This window comes from Duganella sp. FT27W, from assembly GCF_009295655.1.
GTDB lineage: Bacteria > Pseudomonadota > Gammaproteobacteria > Burkholderiales > Burkholderiaceae_D > Rugamonas > Rugamonas zoogloeoides.
The window spans coordinates 514,827-537,645 of sequence record NZ_WHIV01000004.1 but is presented as its reverse complement, the minus strand read 5'-3'; the positions used below and the strand labels follow the sequence as shown (position 1 = coordinate 537,645).

The window sequence follows — 22,819 nt, the reverse complement described above, 5'->3', positions numbered from 1 at the left end:
AATCAACGCGAAGGCAATTGTATCAAAACCATCATCGCAACCAAGACTTTCTGGCCTGGCGTTGTATTTGGTCTCGCAGTTGACTGAAAAGTTCAATCAGCCGTTGAGCATGGGCGTCAGTTTGCCGGCCTGGTCCAGTGCATACAGGTCGTCGAAGCCGCCGACGTGGGTGTCGCCGATGTAAATCTGCGGCACGGTGCGGCGGCCGGTTTTTTCCATCATCAGCATGCGTTGCTGCGGATCGAGGTCCACACGGACTTTTTTCAGGTCGGTCACGCCCTTCGCTTCCAGCAGCCGCTCGGCGCGGATGCAATAGGGGCATACGGCGGTGGTGTACATCGTCACTTCGGCAGTCATCATGCTTCCTTCCAGTTATTTGGCTTGCGGTTTCGCCGGCGTTTTCGCCAGCGACGGCTTGGCCTGTGCAGGCTTTGCCAGCGGCAGGTTGGCTTTTTTCCAAGCGGCAATACCACCATCGAGGGTCACCACGTCGGTGAAACCGGCCTTGGTGAGCTTGCTGGCGGCGGTGGAGGCGCGCATGCCGCCAGTCTGGCACACAACCACCATGGTTTTGCTCTTGAACTTGTCCAGTTCGCCGATGCGCTGGTCGAATTCGGCAAACGGGATGTTCTTCGCGTCCGGCAGGTGGCCGAGCGCGAAGTCTTTCGCCTCGCGTACATCTACAATGGTGGCCTTGCTGCGATTAATCAAGAGCGTGACGTCGGCCGGGTTGGCGCGCTTGCCGCGCTGGGTCAGCATCGGGAACAGCAGGGCGCCGCCGGAAACGAGCACCACGGCGATCAGGAAAATATTGTCAATGAAGAATTTCACAGGGTTCCAATGGTTTAAATGAATCCGCGCATTATAAAATAGAAGCAGCGATCGTTCTTACTCACTTACTACCCACTTTTTTTGAAGATTATTCACATGTACAAAATCGTATTCATGCGCCATGGCGAATCCACCTGGAACTTGTCGAACCGCTTCACCGGCTGGACCGACGTCGATCTGACCGAAAAAGGCATCAACGAAGCCAAGGCCGCCGGCCAGGTGCTCAAGGAGTCGGGCTTCACCTTCGACCTGGCGTACACCTCGGTACTGAAGCGCGCCGTGCGCACGCTGTGGCTGGCGCTGGACGAAATGGACATGATGTATCTGCCGATCAAGAACGACTGGCGCCTGAACGAGCGCCACTACGGCGCCCTGCAAGGCCTGGACAAGGGTGAAACCGCCGCCAAGTACGGCGACGAGCAAGTGCTGGTATGGCGCCGCAGCTACGACACGCCGCCGCCGGCGCTGGAAGCGTCCGACGACCGTGTATCGTTCAACGACCCGCGCTACGCCGGCCTGTCGAAAGAACAGATTCCGCTGACCGAATGCCTGAAAGACACCGTGGCCCGTGTAGTGCCGGTGTGGGACGAGGAAATCGCCCCTGCCATCCGCGCCGGCAAGAAAATCATTATTTCGGCCCACGGCAACAGCCTGCGCGCGCTGATCAAGATGCTTGACGGCATCAGCGACAACGACATCGTCGGCCTCAACATCCCGAACGGCCAGCCGCTGGTGTATGAACTGGACGCCGACCTGAAACCGATCCGCCACTACTACCTCGGCGACGCCGATGCCATCGCGGCAGCGCAAGCGGCAGTGGCCAACCAGGGCAAGGCCAAGTAATTTGTCTTCTTCCAAGCTTAGTAATAACTGGCGCGGCGTCTGTGCCGCGCTGCTGGTCACCGCCTCGTTGGCAACTTCGATGGCGGTCCCGGTGGCGCACGCCGCGCCGGGCAAGCCGACCGAGCGCAGCAAGCAAAAGGCGCTGGCCGAAGCCGAACGCGCCGGCTTGCAGCAAAAACTCACCGCCCTCAAGAAAGATATCGGCAAGACCGAGAGCGCCAAGGAAGACGCGGCCGATACGCTGGCCGAATCGGAAGCGGCGATTTCGGACGCCAACCGCGCCCTGCGCGACCTGCAGCAAGAGCAGAACGATACCAACAGCAAGCTGACCGCGCTTGGCGCCGAGCGCGAGCGCCTGAGCGCCACCGTCAAGGACCAGCAGCAGCAACTGGCGCAAATGCTGCGCCAGCACTACGTGGCCGGCAACGAGGACCGTATCAAGCTGCTGCTCTCCGGCGACAACCCGAACCGCATCAACCGCGACCTGCAAATGCTGTCGTACGTGTCGCAAGCGCAGGCGAAATTGCTGGAAAGTTTGCGCACCAGCCTCAAGGCGGTCGAGGACAACCAGGCCGATACCCAGAACGCCAAGGATGAACTGGGCGAGATCGCCCAGGAACAATTGCAGCAAAAAAACAAGCTGGAGCAGGAAAAGGCGCGCCGCGCGGCGCTGCTGGCCCAGCTGTCGAGCAAGCTGGTGGCCCAGCGCAAGGAAGTCGGCAATGTCGAGCGCGACGAGCAGCGCCTCGGCGGCCTGGTCACGCGCCTGAACAAGCTGATCGAGGAACAGGCGGCCGCTGCCGCCGCCGAAAAACGCCGCCAGGAACAACTGGCCGCCGCGCGCGCCGCCGCCAAGGCCAAGGCCGAAGCCGAGCAACGCGCGCTGGCCAAAGCCAGGGCGGCCGAAGCCGAGCGCCAGCGCCTGGCGCGCGCCGCTGCCGCCAGGGAGGCCGCAGCCAAGGCTGCCGCCATGGCCAACGCCGGCAAATCGGGCACCATCAAGCCGCAGCAACCGGCGACCCCGGTCACGCCGCCGCCGCCGGTCAAGCTCGATCCGATCGACGCCGACGAACCGAAAGTCGCTGCCACGCCGGTACCGCCGGAACCGAAGGAGCCGCCGGCCAAGGCGGCCGATATCGCACTGGCACCGGCGGCGCCGGCCGGCGCCTTTGCCAGCCTCAAGGGGCAGATGCGCGCGCCCGTCAACGGCCGCGTCGCTGCCAAATATGGCAGCAAGCGCGGCGACGGTCCGGCCTGGAAGGGCGTGTTCATCAAGGCGGCCGAAGGCGCCGAGATCCACACGGTGGCCGGCGGGCGGGTGGTGTTTGCCGAGTGGCTGCGCGGCTTCGGCAACCTGATCATTGTCGATCATGGCGGCCAGTACATGAGCATTTACGGCAACAACCAGTCGCTGCTCAAGCGTCCCGGCGACGTGGTCAAGGCCGGCGATGCGATTGCCAGCGTGGGCAACAGCGGTGGCAACGAGGAATCGGGGCTATACTTTGAGCTTCGCCTGCGCGGCGCGGCTTTCGATCCGTCGGGTTGGGTGAAGTTCTAAGGAAACCATGGCAAACAAGTTCAAGAGTATCAGTCTGATCGGTATCGGCATGGTGGCGGGCGTTGCCGCTTCCCTGCAATTTTCCGCCATTGCACAAAAAGTCACCGGCGCGCCATTGCCGCTGGCCGAATTGCGCCAGTTGTCCGATGTGTTCGGGCTGATCAAGACCGACTACGTGGAAAGCGTCGACGACAAGAAGCTCGTCACCGACGCCATCGCCGGCATGGTGTCCTCGCTCGATCCGCACTCGGTGTACCTTGATAAACGCGCTTTCCGCGAAATGCGCGACACCGTGGCCGGCAAGTTCGTCGGCATCGGCGTCGAGGTGAGCGCCGAGGACGGCTACATCAAGGTGGTCTCGCCGATCGAGGACACGCCTGCATTCAAGGCCGGCATCAAGGCCGGCGACCTGATCACCCGCATCGACGGCACGCCGATCAAGGGCATGAACCTCGACGAGAGCGTGAAAAAGATGCGCGGCGAGCCCGGCTCCAAGGTCACGCTCACCTTGAGCCGCAAGGACGAGGACAAGCCGCTCACCATGACCATCACGCGCCAGGAAATCCGCGTCCAGAGCGTCAAGGGCAAGATCATCGAGCCCGGTTACGCCTGGCTGCGCATTTCGCAGTTCCAGGAACCCACGCTGGACGACATGGTCAAGAAGATCAACGAACTGTACGCCAAGGAACCCAAGCTCAAGGGCCTGGTTCTGGACTTGCGCAACGACCCCGGTGGCGTGGTACCGGGCGCCATCGGCGTTTCGGCCGCCTTCCTGCCGCGCGATGCGGCGGTGGTGTCCACCAACGGCCAGCTGGCCAGCGCCAAGGAAACCTTCTATGCCCGCCCCGAGTTTTATGCCCCGGGCGGCAAGGGCGATCCGCTGGCCAAATTGCCGGCCGGCGTCAAGGATGTGCCGATCGTGGTACTGGTCAATGCCGGGTCGGCGTCGGCGTCCGAAATCGTCGCCGGCGCGCTGCAGGATTACCAGCGCGCCACCATCATGGGCACGCAGACCTTCGGCAAGGGCTCGGTGCAAACCCTGCGCCAGCTCACCGCCGATACCGCCGTCAAGATCACCACCGCGCGCTACTACACGCCGAAAAACCGTTCGATCCAGGCGCGCGGTATCGTGCCCGACCTGATGGTCGATGAAACCGCCGAGGGCGATGGCTTGAACAGCCTGCGCATGCGCGAGTCGGACCTGCAAAAACACCTGGGCAACGACAAGGATCCGGCCGCCGAAGCCGCCGAACAAAAGGCGCTGAACGCCCGCCGCGACAGCCTGGAAGAAGAACAGCGCCTGATCGCACTGTCCAGGAAAATCAAGCCGGTCGAATTCGGCACCAAGGACGACTTCCAGTTGACCCAGGCATTGAACCATTTCAAAGGTTTGCCGGTCCAACTGTCCAAGGCGGAACCGAAAGAGGCGCCGGGCGCGGCCAGCGGTGAAACCAAGTCGGACAGCAAGCTGGACAGCAAGCCGGACGCCAAAGCGGGTGACAAGCCGGCCAAGCCGGGCGACAAGTCCACCGACAAGCCAGCCAACAAGCCGAGCGACAAACCGTTGCAACTGCCCAAGCCCAAGCCGGAAGCCGCCGCCCCGCAACCATCACCAACCCAGCCGGCCGCGCAATAAACGGCTGGCGGCCGAACATGAACGACGAGCAACTGCTGCGCTACTCGCGCCACATACTGCTGGACCAGATCGGCATCGAGGGCCAGCAGCGCCTGCTGGCGTCGCACGCGCTGGTGATCGGCGCCGGCGGCCTCGGTTCGCCAGCGGCCATGTACCTGGCGTCGGCCGGCGTGGGCCACATCACCATCGTCGATGACGACGTGGTCGATCTGACCAACCTGCAACGGCAAATCGCCCACACCACCGAACGCGTGGGCCAGTCCAAGGCGCTCTCTGCCCGCACCACCATGGCGCAGATCAATCCCGACATTCGCATCACCGCGCTGGCCGAGCGGGTGGACGAGGCGCGCCTGGCGCAGCTGGTTGCGGCGGCCGACGTGGTGCTCGACTGCACCGACAACTTTGCCACCCGCCACGCGGTCAACCGCGCCTGCGCGGCGCAGCGCAAGCCGCTGGTGTCGGGCGCAGCGATCCGCTTCGATGGCCAGGTCAGCGTGTTCGATCCGCGCGGCGGCGACCAGCCGTGCTATTCGTGCCTGTTCCCGCAAGACCAGCAATTCGAAGACGTGGCGTGCGCTGCCATGGGCGTGTTCGCGCCGCTCGTCGGCGTGGTCGGTGCCATGCAGGCGGCCGAGGCTTTGAAGCTGCTGATGCACGTGGGCCAGTCGCTGGCCGGCCGGCTGCTGATGCTCGACGGCCTGTACATGGAGTGGACCAGCATTGCCGTGGCCCGCAACGAGCATTGCCCCGTGTGCGGGCACCCCTGATACTCACCGGAGAAAACCGTCATGCTGAAACGCGCACTACCATTGGCCCTGGCTGCCGCCCTGCTGGCCCACGGCGCCCATGCCGCCACGACCACGACTTTCCTCATCCTCAACGAGAGCAACAAGCAGATGGGCGAGCAGGTGGTCGAGCGCCAGGACGACGGCCGCACCACCGTGCGCTTCACCTACAAGAACAACGGCCGCGGTCCCGAGCTGACCGAACAATTCCGCCTCGGCCCCGACCTGTTGATGACCGAATACCAGGTCAAGGGCAATTCCACGTTTGGCGCCGTGGTGGACGAGCGCTTTACGCGCCAGGGCAATGTGGCCGAATGGACCACCACCTCGGACAAGGGCAGCGCCACGCTGGCTGCGCCGGCCAGCTATGTGCCGCTCAACAGTTCGTTCGAGGTGGTGTCTGCCGCGATTACCGCGCTGGCCGCGTCCAAAGACGGCAAGATTGCGCTGCTGCCTACCGGCACGCTGTCGCAAACCAAGCTGGAAACGGCGCAAGTGACCAATGCCAAGGGCGAAAAGCAGACCGTGCAGTTGCTGGCGCTGACCGGCATCGGTCTGTCGCCGTCGTTCTACTGGGCCACCACGGGCGACCAGCCGCGCCTGTTCGCGGTGGTCATTCCCGGCTTCCTGTCCATGCTCGAGCAGGGCTGGCAGGATGCCATCCCCGACCTGGCCCGCCGCCAGAAAGCGGCCGAGGCGCAGATGCTCACCGATGTCGCGACCAGGCTGCAACACCCGCTCGACGGCTTGACCGTGGTGCGCAATGCCCGCGTGTTCGACAGCGAGAAGGCCACCGTGGGCCAGCCGTCCGATATCTACCTGCTGCGCGGACGCATTACCGCCGTGCTGCCGGCCGGCTCGCCCACGCGCGCAGCAAAAAACATCATCGACGCCGGTGGCCGCATCGTGCTGCCGGGCCTGTTCGACATGCATGGCCATGTCGATCGCTGGTCGGGTGCCCTGAATATCTCCACCGGCGTGACCAGCGTGCGCGACATGGGCAACGACAATGCCCAGCTGCAGGCGATGCTCGATGAAACCGCCGCCGGCAAGCTGCTGGCGCCGCAAGTGGTGCCCACCGGCTTTTTAGAGGGCGAAAGCCCGTACAGCGCCAGCGGCGGCTTCCTGGTCAAGGACCTCGAGGGCGCCAAAAACGCCATCGACTGGTATGCCCAGCGCGGCTACCCGCAACTGAAGATCTATAACTCGTTCCCGAAAGACATCCTGAAGGACACGGTGGCGTATGCGCACAGCCGTGGCATGCGCGTGTCCGGCCATGTGCCGGCCGGGCTGCGCGCCCAGCAGGCGCTTGACGCCGGCTACGACGAGATCCAGCACATCAACCAGGTGATGCTTAATTTCTTCGTCAAGCCCGACACCGAAACCCGCAACCTGAACCGCTTCGTGCTGCCGGCCGAAAAAGTGGCCGACCTCGACCTCAACTCGAAGCCGGTCAAGGATTTCGTGGCGCAACTGGCCAAAAAACAGATCTCGATCGACCCGACCCTGTCGGCGTTCGCTTTCCTCAAGCAGCGCGATGGCGACGTCAACGAGCCATATGCCGATTTTGCCGACTACATGCCGCCCGACGTCAAGCGTAGTTTCTCGGTCGGCACCATGAAGATCGCGGCCGACAAGGTGCAGCGCTACGAAAAATCGTATGCCAGGATGGTTGATTTCGTCGGCGTCATGTACCGCGCCGGCGTACCGATCGTGGCCGGTACCGACGATGTGCCGGGCTTTACCTTGCACTCGGAGCTGGCGCTGCTGGTCAAGGCGGGCTTGACGCCGGCGCAGGCGCTGCAAGTGGCCACCCGCAACGGCGCCCGCTACACCCGCACCAGCAACGACCGCGGCAGCATCGTGCCGGGCAAGCTGGCCGACCTGGTGCTGGTCGATGGCGATCCGACCAAGGATATCCGTGACGTGCGCAAGGTGTCGGCGGTGATCACGCGTGGCTTCATCATTTACCCGAACCAGATCGACGCCGCGCTGGGCATCAAGTCGTTTGTCGAGACGGCGCCGCCGGTGGTGCAGCAATCGGCGCTGGCTGCCAGCTCGGGGCAGGCAGTGGGCGGCGGCGGCAACGACGGCGCGCTGCAACGCATCGAGGGCAGCGCCCGCAAGCACGATTGATGGCCTGCGATGCTTGCATGACAATATCGTGACAGCTCCATGACCGCGGTGTTACAGCAGTATTACCAGGTACCGGAAACCGGTAAAACAGGGTAAATACCGGCGCCGGTTAAGAGTTTTCTAAGCCCCGGCGCGCAAAAATCGTGGTCGCGATCCGGTCGATGACCGTGTTTCGGCCTTATACTCTGCACTCACTAATTATTGCACCAGATTATGAAAAAGTTATCCCTATCCCGACGCGCTGCCCGTGGCTTCACCCTGATCGAGATCATGGTGGTCGTGGTCATCATGGGTGTGCTGGCCGCGCTGGTCGTGCCCAAGCTGCTCAGCCGCACCGGCGAATCGAAAGTCGCCGCCGCCAAGGTGGACATCGCCACCATCATGCAGGCGCTCAAACTGTACAAGCTGGACAACCAGCGCTACCCAACCACCGAGCAGGGCCTGCAGGCGCTGCGCGAAAAACCGACCAGCGGCCCGGCCGCCAATGGCTGGAAAGCGGGCGGCTACATCGAGAAAACCCCGAAAGATCCATGGGGCGCGCCGTACCAGTACCTGTCGCCGGGCGTCAAGGGCGAGGTCGATGTGTACTCGCTGGGCGCCGACGGTCAGCCGGGCGGCACCGGTGACGATGCCGACATCGGTTCCTGGGACGAGTAAGCCCCCGGTATTATTTTAAGGACACGCCCATGGTTGCGGGCCGCGCGCGTGGTTTCACGCTGATTGAACTGCTGGTGGTGATGGTCATCCTGGGCATTACCCTGGGGATCGTCTCGCTCAACGCCATGCCCGACCAGCGCCAGACCGTGCACCAGGAAGCCCAGCGCATCGCGCTGCTGCTGCAAATGGCGCGCGACGAAGCCATCGTGCGCAACCGCCAGGTGGCGTTCGAGGCCAGCAGCGACGGCTACCGCTTCTTGATCCGCAACGGCCGCCAGTGGGACGTGGCGGTGCAGGACGACCTGCTGCGCGCGCGCGAATTCAAGCGCGGCCCCTACACCCTGATGCTCGATCCGCAACCCAACTTTCAGCAAGGCGTCATGCGCATCGTGTTCGGCCGCGAGCCGGTGGACAAGCCGTTCGTGCTGACCATGGCCAGCAATGACGGCAGCAGCGTGGCCATCCGCGCCGATGGCGTCGGTCACTTCATGGTGGATTGACCATGCGCCGCTCTTCAGCTTATTCCTCCGGCTTTACCCTGCTCGAAGTGCTGGTCGCCCTGGTGATCGTGGGCACCGCGCTGGGCGCCTCGCTGCGCGCTGTGGGCAGCCTCACCCAGAACAGCGCCGGCCTGCGCGCGTCGATGATGGCCACGTGGTCGGCCGAGAACCGGCTGGTGCAACTGAGCCTGGCCCGCACCTATCCGGCCATCGGCAAGCAAACCTTCGAATGCCCGCAGGGCGACCTCAAGCTGATGTGCGAGGAGGCCGTGATCGCCACGGCCAATCCGCGCTTTCGCCGGGTGGAGGTAAGCGTGTATGACCAGGCCAACCCGGAGCGCCGCATCATCAAGCTGGCACAGGTGCTCAGTCCATGATGCCGCAGTCGATGCCGAAGCACCGGCCGCGCCCGCGCGGCTTCACCCTGATCGAATTACTTGTCGCAATCACCATCCTGGCGTTTGTGGCGGTGCTCGGCTGGCGCGGGCTCGACGGCATCATCCGCTCGCGCGATGCGCTGACCACGGAAATGGCCTACACGCGTGGCCTGCAACTGGCGTTTGCCCAGCTGCAAAGCGACTTGTCCAGCCTGGCCAACTCGAGCTATCTGAATCGCCGTCCGATGATCGCGGCCGAAAACAACCGCATCACGCTGGTGCGCATGGCGATGCTGGAAAATGAACCTACGCGGCTGCTGGTGGTCTCATACCGGGTACGCGAAGATGGCGTGCTGGTGCGCCTTGAGTCGAACGCCACCCGCGACCTGCGCGAGCTCGACACCCTGTGGCAGGCTGCGCTCAGCGATACCGGCACGTCCGCCAGCGTGGCCTTGCAGTCGGGCGTGCAGGCGATGACCATGCGCTACTGGGCCGACAACCAGTGGCTGCCGGCCAGCGGCACCGCGCCCGTCAGCGGCACCGGCGTGCCGACCGGGCTGGAAGTGACGCTGACGGTGCGCGGACAGGAAGTGCCGCTGGTGAAATCCTACCTGCTGGGGGAACTGTGATGGCCGCCCGCCCACGCCAACTCCTGCGCCAGCGCGGCGTCGCCGTGGTCACCGCGCTGCTCTTGACCACGCTGGCGGTGACCATCGTGGCCAGCCTGTTCTGGCAGCAGCAGGTGCAGGTGCGTTCGATGGAAAACCAGCGCCTGCAATTCCAGACGCGCTGGATCGTGCGCGGCGCGCTCAGCTTGAGCAGGCTGATCCTGCAGGTGGACTTCTTCAGCAAGGGCGGCTTGACCATCGAAAACGGCATCTGGGCCCAGCCGCTTGAAGAAACCAGGATCGACGACTACATCGAACGCGAACAGCGCGAGAGCGAGAATTTCAATGCCACGCTGTCCGGCCAGATTGTCGATGCGCAGTCGCGTTACAATCTGACCAATCTGTCCAATGGCCGCGCGATCAGCCCGACCGATGTGGCGATGTTCGAGCGCCTGCTGACCCAGTTGCAGCTCAACCCCAGCCTGGCGCTGCCGCTGGCCAGGCAGGTGGCGAGTTCCCAGCCAGTGCCCACGCCGGCGACCGGCGCGGGTGCTGGCACCAGTACTGAAACCGGCCCCGGCAGCACGACGCCGGCGCAGCAAGGGGCGAGTGGTGGCACGGAGCCGATGGGGTTGGTGCGGGTCGATGATTTACTGTCGGTCAGCGGGTTCACGCCGCAGGCGATGGAGCGGCTGCGGGACTTTCTGATCATCCTGCCGCAGCGCACCGAGCTCAACGTCAACACGGCGCCGCCGGAATTACTTGCTGCGCTGTCGCCCAACCTGCCGTTGGCCGATGCCAACGTGATGGTGAACGCGCGCAAGCGCGGCGGGTTTTACCGTGATACCGCAGACTATACGAACCTGCCGCAACTCGGGCCGGCCAATCGCAAGCCTGTGCAAGGGTTGCTTTTCGGTGTGAAGAGCAATTTCTTCCTGGTCTATAGCCGGGTGCGGCTGGACCGGGCGGCGCTTGATGCGGTGTCGCTGTTGCAGCGCAATGGTACCTCCGGGCAGAGCACGGTGTTGTGGATACGGGAAAACGAGAACGGCGATCAACGAAAGCGAGAATTTTGACTACTTTATTTATCCGCTACCCGGCCAAGGCCAGCGTCGACAGCGGCGCCGCGCAGACCTGCGCATTCGCGCTGGTGGCCGACGGTGGCGCCGTGCAACAGCAGGGCAACGCACCGCTGGGCAACCTGGGCGCCATGGTGGCGTCCGCGCGCCGCGTGACCTTGCTGCTGGCCGCGTCCGACGTCACGCTGCTGCGTGTGAAAACCCCGCCGCTGGCGCCCGCGCGCCTGAAGGCGGCGCTGCCGGCGCTGGTGGAAGAACACGTGCTGGGCGATGTCGCCGACTGCGTGCTGGCCGCGTCCGGCAACGGTCCCGACGGCTTGCGCACGGTGTCCGTGGTGCAGCGTGCCTGGCTCGAGGTGCTGGTCAAGGCACTGATCGCTCAGGGTGCGCACAGCGTGTCTGCGGTGCCGGCGCAACTGTGCCTGCCGTTCCAGCCCGGCTCTGTGTCCGCCAGCCTGCAGACCAACGACGCCGGTTTTGAATTGACCATGCGCCGCGATCAGTTCGACGGCCTGGGCCTGACCCTGCCGGCGCAGCCATCGGCCGCGCTGCACACGGTGCGCGCGCTGGCCGGCGCCGAGCCGGTCACGCTGTACCTGCCGGCCGACGAGATCCAGCGCTTCGCGCCGCTGCTGGTGGACGTCAACCAGAATGGCGACAGCCTGACGCTGGAAGAAGACCGCTGGGAGCACTGGGTGGCGTCGGCCCGCGCCGCCGGCCTCGACCTGGCGCCGGCGCTGGGTGCTTCAGGCGCCGCCGCGCGGGAATGGCGCCGCTGGCGCTGGCCGCTGCGGCTGGCCGCGCTGGCGCTGCTGGTCAACGTGGTGGGCCTCAATATCGACTACCTGGGCCAGAAGCGTGACATGGCCGCCGTCGAGCAATCGATGGCGCAGGCGTTCCAGTCGGCGTATCCGAACCAGCCGCTCAGTGTCGATCCGATCCGGCAAATGCGCCAGAACGTGGAACGCGCCAAGGGCGGCGACGGCCAGGCGCCGAACGACAGCTTCGTGGCGCTGTCGGTGGACGTGGGCGAAGTGCTGGCCACGCTGCCCAGGCGCGACGTGGTGGCCAGCATCGATTACCGGGAACGCGCCTTGCAGGTCAAGGTCAAACCCAATACGGTCGATGGCGCCGCCATGGCGCAGGTGCGAGCCGCGCTGGAGGCACGCCAGCTGGAACTGTCGGAAACCACGCCGGGCACCTGGCAGATCCGCCGCAAGGCCACCCCCAAACCATCGGCGAAGGCATGAGCAGCATGAGTAACATAAGCAAGTTGCAACAGAAACTGCAAGACGCACGCGGCCGCGCCGCCACTTTCTGGATGGCGCGTACCGAGCAGGAACGCAAGTTCCTGGCGGTGGGCGGCGTGGTGCTGGGCGTCGGCCTGTTCTACGGCGTGCTGCTCGACCCGGCGCTGACCGGGCGCGCCCGGCTGGCGACGGAATTGCCGCTCAAACGCCAGCAGGCAGCGGAAATGCAATCGCTTGCGCGCGAAGCGGTAGCGCTGCGCGGCCAGACCAGTATCGCCCCGCCAGCGATGACGCGCGAAAGCCTGGCGGCCAGCATGGCGGCGCAGGGCCTCGGCTCGCCCACGGTGAACATCACCGGCGAGTACGCCAAGGTCCAGCTCACCAACGTGCCGTTCGCGGCCGTGGTGACCTGGCTGGAAGCGGCGCGGATGGACGGCCGCATCGCCGTGCAGGACGCCAATTTTGTCGCGCAGGACGTGGCCGGCATGGTCAACGGCAATATCACCTTGCGCCAGAGCCTGCAATGACGATCTTCCCGAAAGCCCGTCCGTGAAGCGCGCCCTGCTGTGGGTGGCCACCTGCGTGCTCAGCGTGCTGTTGACGCTCGCCATTTTCTTTCCCGCCGCCTGGCTCGGTTCGCTGGTCGAACAGCGCACGGGCGGGCGTTTGACCCTGGGTGACGCGCAGGGTACGCTGTGGCGCGGTTCCGCCTTCATTGGCGGCGCGGCTGGCGGCAATGGCCCGGTCACGCCGCTGCTGCCGGGACGGTTTACGTGGACCGTCTCGCCGCTGGCGCTGATCGGCATGGTCGATCTGCGGCTGGAGAACCCGGAGGCGCTGGCGCAGCCGATCACCTTCAAAGGCAGCTGGTCGCAGTGGCAACTGAGCGCATCGGCGCTGCTGCTGCCGGCCGAAGGCCTGTCCGGGCTCGGCGCGCCGCTCAATACGCTGGCGCCGAGCGGCAGCATGCGCCTGTCGTGGACCGGGCTCGAGCTGGTGCTGGACAAACAGCAGATCGCCGTCAACGGCCGCACCACGCTGGAAATGACGGACATGTCGTCGCGGCTGGCGCCGGTGCGCCCGCTCGGCAGTTATGCGCTGGCGCTCGACTGGCGCGGCCAGCAGGCGGCGCTCACGCTGAGCTCCGTCAAAGGCCCCCTGCTGCTCAGCGGCAGCGGTAACCTGAACCGTGGCCGCCTGAATTTTTCCGGGCAGGCCGAAGCAGCACAAGGATACGACGACGTGCTGGCCAATCTGTTGAGTTTGCTAGGCCAGCGCCGCCCCGGTAGTGACCGCACCATCATCGCTTTAGAGTTCCATTCTTAAAAGTTCAGCCCCATGAAAAAACAGAGCCCAACCCAACTTCCCGCGCTGCGTCGCCTGAACGCCGCTGCGATGCTGTGCTGTGCGCTGGTGGCGCCCGCCGCCACGGCGCTGCTGCCGGGCGTCGCGCACGCCGCCAAGGCCGCCACAGGCAGCGGTAACGATGACGCCGCCGCGCTCAATTTCGTCGGCGCCGACATCGAATCGGTGATCAAGGCCGTGGGCCACTACACCAACATTACCTTCGTGATCGACCCGCGCGTCAAGGGCACGTTGACGCTGGTATCGGAAAAATCGATCACCAAGTCGCAGGCGTTCAGCCTGCTGACCTCGGCGCTGCGCCTGCAGGGCTTTGCGGTGGTGAGCGGCGACGGCTACGCCAAGGTGGTGCCGGAGGCGGACGCCAAGCTGCAATCGTCGCCCACGCAAGTGGGCTCGGCGCCCACCCAGATCAAGGGCGACCAGATCGTCAGCCAGATCTTCCAGCTCAACTACGAGTCGGCCAACAACGTGGTCACCGTGTTGCGCCCGCTGATTTCGCCCAACAACACCATCAACGCCAACCCCGGCAACAACACGGTGGTGATCACCGACTACGCGGACAACCTCAAGCGCCTGGCGAAAATCATCGCCGCGCTCGATGCGCCCGCCACGGCCGACCTCGACGTGATCCCGGTGCGCTACGCGATCGCCAGCGACCTGGCTGCCATGATCAACAAGCTGATGGATGCCAGTGGCGGCGGGGCTGCCGCTGGCGGTGGCGGCGATGCCGGCCGCGTCAATGTGCTGGCTGATCCGCGCACCAATTCGCTGGTGCTGCGGGCGCCGTCGCTGGCGCGCGCCAACCTGGCCAAGTCGCTGATCGCCAAGCTCGACCAGCCTACCCAGGAGCTGGGCAATGTCCACGTGGTGTATCTGAAAAACGCCGAGGCCGTCAAGCTGGCGCAAACCCTGCGTTCGCTGGTATCGGGCGACACGTCCAATCCCAACCAGAACAGCGGCGGCACCAGCAATAACAACCAGGGCATGAACAACAACTCGTTCGGCGGCCAAAGCAGCAATACCGGCATGAATTCCGGCTCGGGCAGCAACACCGGCGGCACCAACGGTCCCACCAACCCTCTGCTGACCGGCAATAACAACCAGCAGCAACAGGGTGGCGGCGGCCAGGCCGGCTTCATCCAGGCCGACGCCACCACCAACACCCTGATCATTACTGCGCCTGAATCGATCTACCGCAACCTGCGCGCGGTGATCGACCAGCTCGACGTGCGCCGCGCCCAGGTGTACATCGAGTCGCTGATCGTGGAAGTATCGTCCGACAAGGCGTCCGAATTCGGCGTGCAATGGCTGGGCGCCACCGGCGACGCCAACAGCAAGTACCGGCTGGGCGGGGTACAGTCGTCCGGCGTGGCCGGCGCCAACAACAACATCCTCGGCGTGGCGCAGGCGCTCAGCAACACGTCCACCGCCACCGCCGCCAGCCTGCCCGGCGCGGGCCTGACCGTGGGTATCTTCAAGCAGGTCGCCGGCGGCCTGGGCCTGGGCGTGCTGGCCCGCTCGCTCGAATCGGATGGCAATGCCAACGTGCTGTCCACGCCAAACATGATCACGCTCGACAACGAACTGGCCACCATCTCGGTCGGCCAGAACGTGCCGATCCTGACCGGCCAGTTCACCACCACCTCGGGCACCAACACCAACCCGTTCCAGACCATCGACCGCAAGGAAGTGGGCCTGACGCTCAAGGTGCGGCCGCAAATTTCCGAAGGCGGCACCATCAAGCTGGCGATTTACCACGAGACGTCGAGCGTGGACCAGTCCACCTTGTCCGCCGCCGCCGGCATCACCATCAACAAGCGCGTGATCGAAAACAACGTGGTGGCCGACGACGGCCAGATCATCGTGCTGGGTGGCCTGATCGAAGACACCGAGGGCGACAGCGTTGATAAAACCCGTGGCCTCGGCGACATTCCGATCCTGGGCAACCTGTTCAAGTACCAGAAACGGTCGCGCAAGAAAACCAATTTGATGGTGTTCCTGCGCCCGGTCGTGATCCGCAGCAAGGAGCAGAGCACCAGCCTGGCTACCGACCGCTACGACTACATGCGCGGCGCCCAGGAGGCGATCAAACCGCCGGACAGCATCCTGGTCAAGGACCTGGGCCAGCCGATGCTGCCGAATATGCAGAGCGGCCAGCCGACTGCCAGCGGTACGCTGGCGCGGCCGATCCAGACCGTGCCGTCGCAAGTTGTGCCGGGCCGTGCCGAGAATCTCGTGCCGCAGCCGTCGGGGCAGCAACAACCGCAGCTGCCGCAGCCGCTCTATCAACCGCAGCCGCAACAATGATGGAACGCCTGCAATGAACAACCTTTTGCCCTTCGCCTTTGCCCGCGATTACGTGGTGCTGGCGCAGCCGAGCGATACCGCCGAGAACACGGTGGACGTGCTGGTGTGCGGCGCCACCGCGCCGGCCGCCATTGCCGAGGTGTCGCGCCGGTTCGGCCGCATCCAGCTCAAGAACCTCACCCGCGCCGACCTCGAGATCGCGATTGCCACCGCGTACGCGGGCGCCGGCGGTAATGCCTCGATGGTGGCCGACGAGTTCGACGCCAACCTCGATCTGACCAAGCTGCTGCAGGACGTGCCGGCCATCGAGGACTTGCTCGAATCGTCCGACGATGCCCCGGTGATCCGCATGATCAACGCGCTGCTGACGCAAGCGCTGCGCGACAGCGCGTCCGACATCCACATCGAACCGTTCGAGCAGACCTCGGTCGTGCGCTTCCGCGTCGATGGCGCGCTGCGCGACGTGGTGCGCCCGCGCAAGGCGATCCATGGTTCCTTGATTTCGCGTATCAAGATCATGGCCCAGCTCGACATCGCCGAGAAGCGCCTGCCGCAGGACGGCCGCATCACCTTGCGCATTGGCGGCAAACCGGTCGATGTGCGCGTCTCCACCTTGCCGACCGGCCACGGCGAGCGCGCCGTGCTGCGTCTGCTGGACAAGGAGGCAGGGCGCCTCGATCTGAACCATTTGGGCATGAGCGCGACCATGCTGCCCAAGTTCGACGCGCTGATCAACCAGCCGCACGGCATCGTGCTGGTGACCGGTCCGACCGGCTCCGGCAAGACCACCACGCTGTACGCGGCGCTGTCGCTCCTGAACGCCAGCACCACCAACATCATGACGGTGGAAGACCCGATCGAGTACGACCTCAATGGCGTCGGCCAGACCCAGGTGAACGCCCGCATCGACATGACCTTTGCCAAGGCCCTGCGCGCGATCCTGCGGCAAGACCCGGACGTGATCATGATCGGCGAGATCCGTGACCTGGAAACCGCGCAGATCGCGGTGCAGGCGTCGCTTACCGGCCACCTGGTGCTGGCCACCTTGCACACCAACGACGCCGCCGCTGCCGTCACCCGCTTGTTGGACATGGGGATCGAACCGTTCCTGCTGTCGTCGTCGCTGCTGGGGGTACTGGCCCAGCGCCTGGTGCGTAAACTCTGCGGTCACTGCAAGAGCTTTGACGGCCAGCTGTGGCAGCCGGTCGGCTGCGAGCATTGCGGCCATACCGGCTATACCGGCCGGGTGGGCGTGTACGAATTCCTCGAGACGACCGAGCAGATCCGCGCGCAAATCCACAACCGCGCGTCGGAAGCGGAGGTCAAGGCGGCTGCGGTTGCCAGCGGCATGATCACCATGCGCGAGGACGGCGAGCGCTGGCTCGCTACCGGTGTGACCACCCAGGCCGAGCTGCTGCGCGTGACGAAAGACTAAGATGCCAGCATTCCGTTACGAAGCCGTCGATGCCGGCGGCGCCACCAAGAAAGGCGTGCTCAACTCCGACAGCGCCCGTTCGGCGCGCGCCGAGCTGCGCACGCTGGGCCTGGTGCCGCTCAAGGTGGATGCGATTGCCGCCCAGGTCGATGCCGCCGGCGTGGCCAAGCGCCGCGGCTTTGGCGAGCGCCTGTCCACCACCGAGCTGGCGCTGTTTACGCGCCAGATGGCCAGCCTGCTCGAAGCCGGGCTGCCGCTCGAACAGGCATTCACCGCGCTGCTGGAGCAGGCCGAACGCGCGTACCTGCGCGACCTGATCGCCTCGATCCGCGCCGAGGTGATCGGCGGCGCCGCGCTGTCCGATGCCCTGAGCCGCCATCCGCGCGACTTCGCCGAAATTTATCGGGCGCTGGTCGCCTCGGGCGAACAGATCGGCCAGCTCTCGCGCGTGCTGTCGCGCCTGGCCGATTACATCGAGCGCCGCAACGCGCTGGTGCAAAAGGTGCGCCTGGCGTTCACGTATCCGGCGATCGTGACCGTGGTGGCGTTTGCCATCGTGATCTTCCTGCTCACCTACGTGGTGCCGCAGATCGTTTCGGTGTTTGCCAATACCAAGCAAAAGCTGCCGCTGCTCACCGTCGTCATGCTGGCCATTTCCGACTTCGTGCGCAACTACGGCATCGTGGTGGCGATCGCGCTGATCGGCGCCTGGTTCGCCTGGCGCCGGGCGCTGGAAAATCCGTCGCTCAAGCGGCGCTGGCACACCTGGCTGCTGACTGCGCCGTTGTACGGCAAGTTCGAGCGCAGCCTCAACACGGCGCGCTTTGCCAGCACGCTGGCGATCACTACCGGCTCCGGCGTGCCGATCCTGCGCGCGCTGGAAACCAGCCGCGACACCCTGTCCAACGTTGCCATGCGCGAACTGGTGGAAGAGGCCAGCGACGCCGTGCGCGAAGGCGTGAGCCTGGCGCGGTCGCTGTCAGCCCAGCGCCACTTCCCGCCCATGCTGGTGCACATGATCCGCGCCGGCGAAATCACCGGCGAGCTGCCGGCCATGCTGGACCGTGCCGCTGCCGCCCAGGAAGCCGACCTCGAGCGTCGCACGCTCACCATCGCCGGCCTGCTCGAACCCGCGCTGATCCTCGCCATGGGCGTGGTCGTGCTCTTGATCGTGCTGGCGGTGCTGATGCCTATTATCGAAATCAACCAGCTTGTGCGCTGACCCGGAAAGACCGTTATGAAGCGTTTGCCCCTGTTTGTTACCGTCCTGGCCGTGGCGCTATTGTCCGCGTCGCTGGCCTATTGGGTGCTGCAGTTTAACCAGCCCCGCCAGCGCGCGATTGCCGCGCCGCCACCGGCCCCGCCTGCCGCCCTCAACCTCGATGCCGCCAAGGGCCTGTTTGGCGGCCAGATCACGGTGGCCACCGCCAGCAACTACCAGCTCAAGGGCGTGGTAGCGGCGGTTGGCAGCGGCAACGGCCGCGACAGCGCCGCCATCCTGGCGATGGACAACCAGCCGGCCCAAGCCTACGGCCTGGGCCGCGAAGTGTCGCCCGGCGTGACGGTCAAGGAAATCCATCCGAGGTTCGTGCTGCTGTCCGAAGGCGGCGCCATCAAGCGGGTGGACCTGCCCAGCGATGCCGGCGCCACCAGTACCGCGCCAGCACTGCCGGCGATCCAGCCGGTGCAGACCCCGCCACCGGCCATGCCGGCGCCGCAGGTGCAAATGCAGCCGGCACCGGCCATGCAGCCGCCCGGCACGGTGCCGCCGGCCGCCGGCCAGCAAAATCCCCGGCCCCAGAACAACCCCGGCGCTCCCAGCGATACCAATAACCCCAACACGCCCAACAACCCTAACGCGATCGGCCCGGTCCCCGGCTTCGGCCGCCAACAATGAACCGGGTTCAACCCATGACAGGTTTTCGCCTCCTGGCCGCAGCTTTGTGCTGCGGCTTTTTCTTGTCCGTGACGGTTGCTGACGCTGCCAGCGCCGACGCGCCCGTAGTTACCGGTCCAGCGTTGCCTGCCACGCCGGCGGCACCAGCTACCCGTCCCAAGGTGGCGCTTGTGCTCTCCGGTGGCGGTGCGCGTGGCTTCGCCCACATTGGCGTGCTCAGGGCTCTGCAGGAATTGCGGGTGCCGGTCGATATCGTGGTGGGGACCAGCATGGGTAGCGTGGTCGGTGGCGCTTATGCGGCTGGCAGCTCGGTCGAGCAACTGGAGCTGCTGGTGCGCCGCACCGACTGGGCAGCGGTGGTGGCCGACCGCCCGCCGCGCGACGAGCTGGTGTTCCGCCGCCGAGAGGAAGATTTATTGCTGCCCTCGCGCATCGAGCTGGGCGCCAAGTGGGACGGCGTGACCCTGCCGCCGGCCGCCGCCGGCAACGAGGCGCTGGAGCTGGCCTTGACGCGGGTGCTGCCGCACGGCGCGCGCGACAAGCCGGTCAACCTGCTGCAACTGCCGTTTCGCTCGGTGGCGTCGGACCTGGTGACGGGCGAATTGGTCGAGCTGTCCGACACGCCGCTGTTCCTGGCCATGCGCGCGTCGCTGGCGGTGCCGGGCGTGTTTGCGCCGGTGCGCATCAAGGACCGGCTGCTGGTCGATGGCGGCCTGGTGCGCAACCTGCCGGTGGACGTGGCGCGCGAGATGGGCGCCGACATCATCATTGCCGTCAATGTCGGCACGCCGCTGGCGCAGGAGAAGGAACTGGTCAGTGCAGTGAGCGTGGCGCAGCAGATGCTGCAAATCCTTACCGAGCAGAACGTGCAGCGCTCGCTCAAGGAACTGCGGCCCGACGACATCCTGCTGGCACCGGACCTGGGGGGCATCGGCTTCCTCGACTTTACCCGCCACGACCGCGCCATGCGGGCGGGGGAAGCGGCGGTGCGCGCCATGAGCGACAAGCTGGTCGGCCTGGCGCTGCCCGAGGGGCAGTACGCAGCGTATGAATTGAGCCGGCTGTCGGCGCCGGTGCCGATCGACCAGCCGATGCGCCTGGCCAAGCTCGAGGTCGCGCCGAGCGGCCACATCAATCCCAACGAACTGGCCGCGCAGTCGGGCCTCAAAGTGGGGCAAATGGTCACCGGCGAGCAGGCCCAGCGCGCTGGCAATTCGCTGTTCGGGCGCGGCGACCTGGCGCGGGTAGAAACCGAGGTGCGCGACGATGGTGATGGCCGCAGCGTGCTGATCAAGCCGACCGAGGCCGACTGGGCCCGCAGCCGCCTGCGCGTGGGGCTCGAGTTCAGCAGCGACTCGCATGACAACAACACCTTCCAGTTCAAGTTCATGCACGTGCTATCGTCGGTCAACGACTGGGGCGCCGAGCTGCGCACGGTGGTCAACCTCGGCACCCAGCGCGCGTTCGGCACGCAGTTCTGGCAACCGCTGGGCGCGGGTTCGCAATGGTACGTGGCGCCGTCGCTGCAGCACGGCATCGTCGCGCGCGACATCTTCGACAGCAGTGGCTTCCGCCAGGCGCGCTACGGCTACAACGCCCACAGCGCCACCTTTGCGATCGGCCGCCAGCTGGGCCGCTGGGGCGACCTGCGCTACAGCGTGTCGCGCCAGCGCGCCAACTACCAGCAAACCATCCCCTACCAGTCGCAGAGCACCAGCGACCGCGAGACCGTGCGCGCACTGTCGTACAGCGTGGACAGCCTCGACACCATCGCCTTCCCCACCCGGGGCCGGCTGTTCAACATCGAGTGGCAGGGCCGCGAAAACGGCGACGCCAACGCTGCCGTCGCCACCCAGCAGCGGGTGCAATGGCTCGAAGCATTCCACCTCGACCGCTGGGCCGGCCACGTCTATGGCGAATGGTCGCGCAACCGGGGCGCTTCGTCCACGTCGAGCCTGGGCGGCTTCCTGCGGCTGTCGGGCACCATGCCCGAATCGGTGGCCGGCGCGCGCACCGTGCTGGCGCGGGTGGTGACGGCGCGCAGCATCGGCAGCATGCCGGCCGCCCTGGGCGGCGACGTGCGGGTAGGTTTCTCACTGGAAACCGGCGGCGCCTACAGCGACAGCGCATCCCTGCACCGCAACACCCTGCGCCAGGCGGCCAGCGCCTTCATCTCGGTCGATACTCGGTTCGGCCCGCTGTACTTCGGTGCCGGCAAGACCCGCGATGGCAGTACCAGCGGGTATTTGTTCCTGGGGCCGGTTTGGTGATGTGTATCGGATAAACTGCCGGCGAGCCTATTGCGCCGGCGACTGCGCGCGCCTGAGCGCGGTAAACGCCGCGAACTCCCACGACCGGAAGCCGACCAGCAAGGTGAAGCCATCGCGGTCGCCTGGCGCCAGTTTGCGGTCGCCCTGGTGCAGGCGGGCCAGTTCGCCGGCCAGTTGCTGGATGCGGCCCACCAGTTCCTGGGCGCTTGGCAGCGACAGCCGGGCCGGCAGGCATAGCAGGGTTTCGCCGGCGCCGTCGAAGCTGCCGCTGAAGTAGTCGCTGACCGCGTGGTCGCGGAAAAATTGCTGCACCGGGCCGTCCGGTAGCCAGCGGAAGGCGTTCGAGACGCGCAGCCGGTAACGGTTCAGCGGTTTCAATTCGATCACGCCCAAGCGGTCGAGCTCGGCCAGCAGCATGATGCATTCGGGTTCGGTGAGGGTGTAGGTTTCCAGCACCTGCTCCACGGTCCAGTGGCCAAGGCAGCAGATCGCCATTAACAGCAGATGCGGGTGCGCCAGCAGCGCTTTTTCCTGGGTGAGGGTGAGGGCGTCGGTTTGCGGGGTGGCATCGGCGGCGCCGCGCAGCACGTCTTCCATCGGCACGCCGGCAGCTTTGCAGATCTGGGCCAGGCGCGAGAGCGCCATATCTTGCTGGCCGAACATGCGCTTGACGCTCGATTCGCTCATGCCGATGCGCTCGGCCAGCATTTTGTAGGTGACGCCAGCGGTGCGCATTTGCGTGCGCAGCACCTGCAACAGCAATTCGGGAGAGCTCATGGTCCGCCTGGTCGGTGTGATAAGGTATCGTAGCACGATACCAGGCGTAGTGAAAAGTGATGCCTGGGACAATCCGCTAGGACTGGGCGGGAAATGGGAGGACACTGCTTGCATGGATAGCGAGCCGACGCCAGCACCGGCGTCCGCCGCAGATCCAGACAAATTCCAGCAAGGGCCTCGAACACGGCAACGTGTTTGAGGCCTTTTTTATGACTGGTCGGGGTCGGCCTTGGGATCGATTTTGGCCAGCAAGCGCTTGGCTGCCTGGCGCTCGGTGGACTGCGGCTTGGCATGGGGGCCGGCGCCACCGGCGCGCGCCTTGGCAGCGACCGCCACCGGGTTGCGCGGCGGCGGCGATGGCGGCACCCGCGTGGGCGTCACTTGTTTCTTTTGCCGCGTTGCCAGTGCTTTGTTTGCCATCACTTAACTCCTATGGAAGCTTGAAAACCGTAGCGAGCGGCTTGCTATCGTCTTGAGTAGCGGAAGCGTACGGACGTACGCTGAGCAA

The 22,819-nt window shown here is 65.5% G+C and carries 22 protein-coding genes; 18 read left to right on the top strand and 4 right to left on the bottom strand.

Annotation, left to right across the window (positions count from 1 at the left end):
- Positions 1-96 precede the first annotated feature (96 nt).
- Both grxC and F8197_RS19490 read right to left on the bottom strand, forming a co-directional pair.
- On the bottom strand, positions 97-357 hold the full coding sequence (gene grxC, locus F8197_RS19495) for a glutaredoxin 3 (protein WP_056147205.1): 261 nt from the start codon (positions 355-357) through the stop codon (positions 97-99).
- Between the two features lie 15 nt (positions 358-372).
- On the bottom strand, positions 373-831 hold the full coding sequence (locus F8197_RS19490) for a rhodanese-like domain-containing protein (protein WP_373996914.1): 459 nt from the start codon (positions 829-831) through the stop codon (positions 373-375).
- 96 nt (positions 832-927) lie between these two features.
- Here F8197_RS19490 and gpmA point away from each other — a divergent pair, with 96 nt between their 5' ends.
- The 18 genes from gpmA (at position 928) to F8197_RS19400 (ending at position 21,534) form a co-directional block, all read left to right on the top strand.
- On the top strand, positions 928-1,674 hold the full coding sequence (gene gpmA, locus F8197_RS19485) for a 2,3-diphosphoglycerate-dependent phosphoglycerate mutase (RefSeq protein ID WP_056146664.1): 747 nt from the start codon (positions 928-930) through the stop codon (positions 1,672-1,674).
- Positions 1,675-1,753: 79 nt separating this feature from the next.
- Positions 1,754-3,232, top strand: a complete 1,479-nt coding sequence (locus F8197_RS19480) for a murein hydrolase activator EnvC (RefSeq protein ID WP_152883625.1) — start codon at positions 1,754-1,756, stop codon at positions 3,230-3,232.
- Positions 3,233-3,239: 7 nt separating this feature from the next.
- Positions 3,240-4,868, top strand: coding sequence for a S41 family peptidase (locus tag F8197_RS19475; protein WP_152883234.1), 1,629 nt, complete (start codon positions 3,240-3,242; stop codon positions 4,866-4,868).
- Between the two features lie 17 nt (positions 4,869-4,885).
- Entirely contained in the window at positions 4,886-5,635 is a 750-nt protein-coding gene (locus tag F8197_RS19470) for a molybdopterin-synthase adenylyltransferase MoeB (RefSeq protein ID WP_152883233.1), read from the top strand.
- A gap of 21 nt (positions 5,636-5,656) precedes the next feature.
- On the top strand, positions 5,657-7,789 hold the full coding sequence (locus F8197_RS19465; protein WP_152883232.1) for an amidohydrolase family protein: 2,133 nt from the start codon (positions 5,657-5,659) through the stop codon (positions 7,787-7,789).
- A gap of 213 nt (positions 7,790-8,002) precedes the next feature.
- The gene (gene gspG / locus F8197_RS19460; protein WP_019924706.1) at positions 8,003-8,446 is read left to right on the top strand and encodes a type II secretion system major pseudopilin GspG; all 444 of its coding nucleotides are present in this window, start codon (positions 8,003-8,005) and stop codon (positions 8,444-8,446) included.
- 29 nt (positions 8,447-8,475) lie between these two features.
- Positions 8,476-8,946 (top strand): GspH/FimT family pseudopilin, encoded by a 471-nt coding sequence (locus tag F8197_RS19455; RefSeq protein ID WP_056146673.1) that lies wholly within the window; start codon positions 8,476-8,478, stop codon positions 8,944-8,946.
- Positions 8,947-8,948: 2 nt separating this feature from the next.
- Positions 8,949-9,323: a type II secretion system minor pseudopilin GspI gene (gene gspI / locus F8197_RS19450; protein WP_056146675.1), complete on the top strand. Its 375-nt coding sequence runs from the start codon at positions 8,949-8,951 to the stop codon at positions 9,321-9,323.
- Positions 9,320-9,952, top strand: a complete 633-nt coding sequence (locus tag F8197_RS19445) for a prepilin-type N-terminal cleavage/methylation domain-containing protein (RefSeq protein WP_152883231.1) — start codon at positions 9,320-9,322, stop codon at positions 9,950-9,952. The genes gspI and F8197_RS19445 overlap by 4 nt, the downstream gene beginning before the upstream one ends.
- Positions 9,952-11,007, top strand: coding sequence for a type II secretion system minor pseudopilin GspK (gene gspK, locus F8197_RS19440; RefSeq protein WP_152883624.1), 1,056 nt, complete (start codon positions 9,952-9,954; stop codon positions 11,005-11,007). The genes F8197_RS19445 and gspK overlap by 1 nt, the downstream gene beginning before the upstream one ends.
- On the top strand, positions 11,004-12,260 hold the full coding sequence (gspL, locus tag F8197_RS19435; RefSeq protein ID WP_152883230.1) for a type II secretion system protein GspL: 1,257 nt from the start codon (positions 11,004-11,006) through the stop codon (positions 12,258-12,260). The genes gspK and gspL overlap by 4 nt, the downstream gene beginning before the upstream one ends.
- Before the next feature lie 5 nt (positions 12,261-12,265).
- Positions 12,266-12,787, top strand: coding sequence for a type II secretion system protein GspM (gspM, locus tag F8197_RS19430; RefSeq protein WP_308937348.1), 522 nt, complete (start codon positions 12,266-12,268; stop codon positions 12,785-12,787).
- A 22-nt stretch (positions 12,788-12,809) separates the two neighbouring features.
- Positions 12,810-13,586, top strand: coding sequence for a type II secretion system protein N (gspN, locus tag F8197_RS19425; protein ID WP_373996913.1), 777 nt, complete (start codon positions 12,810-12,812; stop codon positions 13,584-13,586).
- Between the two features lie 12 nt (positions 13,587-13,598).
- The gene (gene gspD / locus F8197_RS19420; protein WP_193333481.1) at positions 13,599-15,932 is read left to right on the top strand and encodes a type II secretion system secretin GspD; all 2,334 of its coding nucleotides are present in this window, start codon (positions 13,599-13,601) and stop codon (positions 15,930-15,932) included.
- Positions 15,933-15,945: 13 nt separating this feature from the next.
- Positions 15,946-17,367, top strand: a complete 1,422-nt coding sequence (gene gspE / locus F8197_RS19415) for a type II secretion system ATPase GspE (RefSeq protein WP_152883228.1) — start codon at positions 15,946-15,948, stop codon at positions 17,365-17,367.
- Position 17,368: 1 nt separating this feature from the next.
- Complete coding sequence (gene gspF / locus F8197_RS19410) at positions 17,369-18,589, top strand: type II secretion system inner membrane protein GspF (RefSeq protein ID WP_019924716.1); 1,221 nt, start codon at positions 17,369-17,371, stop codon at positions 18,587-18,589.
- A 15-nt stretch (positions 18,590-18,604) separates the two neighbouring features.
- A complete protein-coding gene (locus F8197_RS19405; RefSeq protein ID WP_152883227.1) occupies positions 18,605-19,264 on the top strand; it encodes a type II secretion system protein N in 660 nt (219 codons plus the stop codon).
- Between the two features lie 68 nt (positions 19,265-19,332).
- The gene (locus F8197_RS19400) at positions 19,333-21,534 is read left to right on the top strand and encodes a patatin-like phospholipase family protein (protein WP_373996938.1); all 2,202 of its coding nucleotides are present in this window, start codon (positions 19,333-19,335) and stop codon (positions 21,532-21,534) included.
- A gap of 27 nt (positions 21,535-21,561) precedes the next feature.
- Here the strand turns inward: F8197_RS19400 and F8197_RS19395 are convergent, their stop codons facing one another.
- Together F8197_RS19395 and F8197_RS19390 are read right to left on the bottom strand one after the other, a co-directional pair.
- Positions 21,562-22,311 carry a helix-turn-helix domain-containing protein gene (locus F8197_RS19395; RefSeq protein ID WP_056146693.1) on the bottom strand — a complete coding sequence of 250 codons (750 nt, stop codon included), beginning with the start codon at positions 22,309-22,311 and terminating at the stop codon, positions 21,562-21,564.
- 207 nt (positions 22,312-22,518) lie between these two features.
- A complete protein-coding gene (locus F8197_RS19390; RefSeq protein WP_152883225.1) occupies positions 22,519-22,731 on the bottom strand; it encodes a hypothetical protein in 213 nt (70 codons plus the stop codon).
- Positions 22,732-22,819 lie beyond the last annotated feature (88 nt).